Source organism: Adlercreutzia rubneri (genome assembly GCF_009755265.1).
Taxonomy (GTDB): Bacteria; Actinomycetota; Coriobacteriia; order Coriobacteriales; family Eggerthellaceae; genus Adlercreutzia; species Adlercreutzia rubneri.
The window spans coordinates 1-4,553 of record NZ_WPOO01000036.1 but is presented as its reverse complement, the minus strand read 5'-3'; the positions used below and the strand labels follow the sequence as shown (position 1 = coordinate 4,553).

Annotated in this window: 3 protein-coding genes; all 3 read left to right on the top strand. The window is 57.2% G+C overall.

All coding sequences use genetic code 11. The annotated features are described in order from the left end of the window. On the top strand, positions 1-660 hold a 660-nt coding region (locus GO707_RS11685; RefSeq protein WP_198161100.1), incomplete at its 5' end, for a restriction endonuclease subunit S. An 8-nt stretch (positions 661-668) separates the two neighbouring features. Beyond that, entirely contained in the window at positions 669-1,292 is a 624-nt protein-coding gene (gene fic / locus GO707_RS11680) for a protein adenylyltransferase Fic (protein ID WP_114540314.1), read from the top strand. 3 nt (positions 1,293-1,295) lie between these two features. After that, positions 1,296-4,535, top strand: coding sequence for a type I restriction endonuclease subunit R, EcoR124 family (locus GO707_RS11675; protein WP_157013076.1), 3,240 nt, complete (start codon positions 1,296-1,298; stop codon positions 4,533-4,535). The last annotated feature ends 18 nt before the right edge of the window (positions 4,536-4,553 follow it).

The window sequence follows — 4,553 nt, the reverse complement described above, 5'->3', positions numbered from 1 at the left end:
AAGCATGAGAAGCTGAAAACGGTAAAACAATCACTGCTTGAGAAGATGTTCCCCAAAGAAGGCGAGGATGTGCCCGAGATTCGCTTCGAGGGTTTTACTGATCCTTGGGAACAGCGTACGTTCGACGAGTTCGTTTACGCTTCCGGCTCGCGCAATGCGGACAATCTCGACCTCGAAAGCCATTCCGTTTCAAACACATCTGGCTTCGTGCCGCAGAGTGAACAATTTGAGAATGGCGGCACGATGGCAGAGGCTGACAAAACTGCTTACTGGATCGTTGAGCCGGGATCATTTGCCTACAATCCGGCGAGGATCAACGTTGGTTCCATCGGGTATCTCGCTACCAGGGAAAATGTCATTGTCAGCTCGCTTTACGAAGTGTTTCGATCTGATGAGACCTGCGACGATAGGTTTCTGTGGCACTGGCTCAAGTCGGCCCTCTTCGCCAAGCAGATTGAGGCGTTGCAGGAAGGCGGAGTGCGCCTCTACTTCTTCTTCGACAAGCTTTTGAAGAGCGAAATCACCATGCCCTCAATCAGAGAGCAGAGCATCATCGGAAGCCTTTTCGATCGGCTCGACTCACTCATCGCCCTTCATCAGCGTGAGTTGGATATTCTTAAAAACCTTAAGCAAGCGTTACTTGAAAAGATGTTTGTCTAGGAGCTGCCATGACTCTAAAAAACAAGCTGGGCATCCATAACGCTGTAGAGCTTTCTCGCCAAGAGGAACGACTGTCGAAGCAGCGGGCATTGGAGTTGTTCGATGAAGGGCTGCTCGACACCTTCGAGATAGGAACTTTTGCAGGCTTGCAAGCGATTCACGCCCATCTCTTTTGCGATGTTTACGACTTTGCAGGAGATGTGAGAACCGGCAATATCGCCAAGGGGAGCTTTCGGTTCGCTCCTTCTCTCTATTTGGATGCTGCGCTTGAAAGCATTAGCGCCATGCCGCAAAGCACCTTCGATGAGATCATCGAAAAGTACGTTGAAATGAATGTGGCGCATCCTTTTTGGGAAGGCAATGGTCGAAGTATGCGAATTTGGCTCGATGCCATGCTTCGCCAAGAGCTGGGTGTCGTAATCGACTGGAGCCAGGTCGACAAAGAGGACTATCTGCTTGCCATGGAACGCAGTCCCGTGCGAGATAGGGAGATCAAGGCTCTTCTCAATGCGGCATTGACCGACAAAGCCGCTGATCGCGAGGTGTTCATGAAGGGCATTGACGCGAGCTATCGCTACGAGGGACTCGAAGAGTACGAGACGGGGAACCTGCCCGAGGATGACGAGGATTAGCTCATGGTTTTCGATACAGAGGCGGCATTTGAGGAAGCGGTTATCGAGAAGCTGAAGGCCTACGGCTGGGACGATGCGGGCGGAGTGTTGAAATATCCGACTGAGCAGCAGCTGCTGGACAACTGGGCGGCCATCCTCTTCGAGAACAACAAGCATCGCGATTGCCTGAACGGCGCGCCCCTGACGCCTACCGAGATGCAACAGATCGTCGAAAAGATCCGGGAGAAGCGCACGCCGGTGGCCATTAACGAGCTGATCAACGGTAAAGAGATTATCATCAAGCGGGACAACGCCAACGACGACCTGCATGTCGGCAAGGAAGTGGCCCTTAAGATATTCCATCGCGACGAGATCGCTGGCGGGCAAAGCCGGTACCAGATCGCGCAACAGCCGGTGTTCCCCTCGAAGTCGAAGCTGGGCCACGACCGGCGGGGCGATCTCATGCTGCTCATCAACGGCATGCCCCTGTTCCATATCGAGCTGAAGAAGAGCGGCGTGCCGGTATCTGAGGCCATCGGTCAGATTCGCAAGTACGCCGCCGAGGGCGTGTTCGAAGGGCTGTTCTCGTTGGTGCAGATCTTCGTCGCCATGAACCCCGAGGAGACGAAGTACTTCGCCAATCCCGGTCCCGACGGCGCTTTCAACGAGAAGTTCCAGTTCCATTGGGCCGACTTCAACAACAATCCCATCAACCAGTGGGGCGATGTGGTGAAGCGCCTGCTGAGCATACCCATGGCCCATCAGCTCATCGGCTACTACACGGTGGCCGACAGCTCCGACGGCGTGCTGAAAGTGATGCGCAGCTACCAGTACTATGCGGCCAGCCGTATCTCCGACCGCGTGACGGTGATCGACCGCGACAAACTGTGGGGAACCAAGGGCCTGAAAGGCGGCTTCGTCTGGCACACCACGGGCAGCGGCAAAACCATGACCAGCTTCAAGTGCGCCCAGCTCATCGCCAACTCCAAGGATGCCGACAAGGTGGTGTTCCTGGTCGATCGCATCGAACTGGGTACTCAGTCGCTGGAGCAGTACCGCTCCTTCGCCAACGAATCCGAGACCGTACAGAAAACGGAGAGCACCGATGCGCTGAAGGCGAAGCTGAAGAGCAGCGATCCCTCCGATACGCTCATCGTCGCGTCCATTCAGAAGATGGGCAACATCGACGAGGATGCCATGAGCGCCCGCGACCTGGAGGCGATTCGCAAGAAGCGCATCGTGTTCATTGTGGACGAGTGCCATCGCTCGACGTTCGGCAAGAACATGGAGACCATCAAGCGGGTGTTTCCTGGGGCGCTGATGTTCGGTTTCACCGGCACGCCCATTCACGAGGAGAACCGCAAGAAGCTGAGCACCACCACCGACGTGTTCGGCGACGAGTTGCACCGCTATAGCATCGCCGACGGCATCCGCGACGGCAATGTGCTCGGCTTCGACACGTGCCCAGTGGCCACCTACCCCGAGTTCGATCTGCGCCAGGCCGTGGCTCTGGATGAGGCCAAGGCGAAATCCATGGAAGAGGTGATGGGCGACCCGCGGCGCGAGCGCGTGTACTATCAGATCATGGACGAGATGCCCATGGCCCCCTTCCTCGACGAGATGGGCAACCGCTGCCACGGCATTGAGAGCCTGGTGCCGGAGAGCCAGTACGGCACGGCCGATCAGCGCGACGTGACCGAGCATCAGCGACAGGTGGTGGCCGACATCGTGAAGCACTGGCCCACCTTGAGCCGCTTCGGCAAGTTCCACGCGATTTTCGCCACCCATTCCATCCCCGAGGCGCTCGATTACTACCATCTGTTCAAGGAGACGGCGCCCGAATTGATGACGACGGTGCTCGTGGATCCTTCGATCGACAACGAGCAGGAGAAGATCGACCGGTCGCTTATCAAGGAGGAGGCACTTGAGGAGGTCATTGCCGACTACAACGAGCGTTTCGGCATGGAGTTCGCGCTGCCGACGTGGTCTGCGTTCAAGACCGATGTCTCCAACCGGTTGGCGCACAAGCGGCCCTACCTGGGAATCGAGAAGACGCCCGAGAAGTGCGTGAACATCCTGATCGTGGTTGATCAGATGCTGACGGGCTTCGACTCGAAGTGGATCAACACGCTGTATCTGGACAAGATGCTGCGCTACGAGATGATCATCCAGGCGTTCAGCCGAACGAACCGCTTGTTCAACGAGTCGGAGAAGCCCCACGGCACCATTCGCTACTACCGGCGCCCGCACACTATGCGAAAGAACATCGAGGAGGCCATCAGCCTCTACTCCGGCGACAAGCCCTTCGGCCTGTTCGTGCCCAAGCTGCGCGAGAACCTGCTTGCCATGAACTTGGTCTTCGAAGATATGATCGGCTTGTTCGAGGGCAACGGCGCGGGCGATCTGTCGAAGCTGCCGGACAGCTCGGAGGCACGCAACAAATTCGCGCAGCTGTTCCGGTCCTTCAATGCGCTCCTCGAGGCGGCGAAGGTGCAGGGCTTCCGCTGGGACGAGTCGGAGTACCAGTTCCCCGTGGGGGATGATGTTGTGGAAGAGGCGATCGCGGTGGGAGCCTGCGAGGACGAATGTGGTGCAGAGCGTAGCGAATTGTACGAGGTAATTGCCGTTCCCTACGATGAGACAGATTACCTGGCGTTTGCGCAGCGCTACAAAGAGCTTGCCGGAGGCGGTGGCCGTGAAAGGGGAGGAGCGGATATCCCCTACGATCTCAGCGGGCATCTCATGGAGATAGACACCACTAAGATCGACACCGACTACATGAATGCCAACTTCACCAAGTGGCTCAAGCAGCTCGATTTGGAAGGCTCCGAGGCTGAGGCGACCGAGGCGGCTCTGGCGGCGCTGCACAAGAGCTTCGCCAGCCTGAGCCAGGAGGAGCAGAAGTACGCGAACCTGTTCATCCACGACGTTCAGAGCGGAGACGTGTACGTCGATCCGGGTAAGACGTTCCGCGATTATGTGACGGAGTACCAGCGTCATGCCAAGAATGTCCAGATCGGGCGGGCGAGCAGCCTGCTCGGCGTGGATGCGGCAATTCTGTCAGAGCTGCTTGTGGCAGGCGCGGATGAGGAAAGCCTCAACGAGTTCGGTCGATTCGACAAGTTGATTGACAGCCTGGATACGGCTCGTGCGCGTGAGTACTTCTCGGCTCTCGAAGGCGCTCCGATTCCCGCATTCAAAGTGCGCATGCGTGCCGACAATCTTTTGAGGCGATTCGTCTTAGAAGGTGGTTTCGACCTATAGGCACGCCTCGACTCGCTC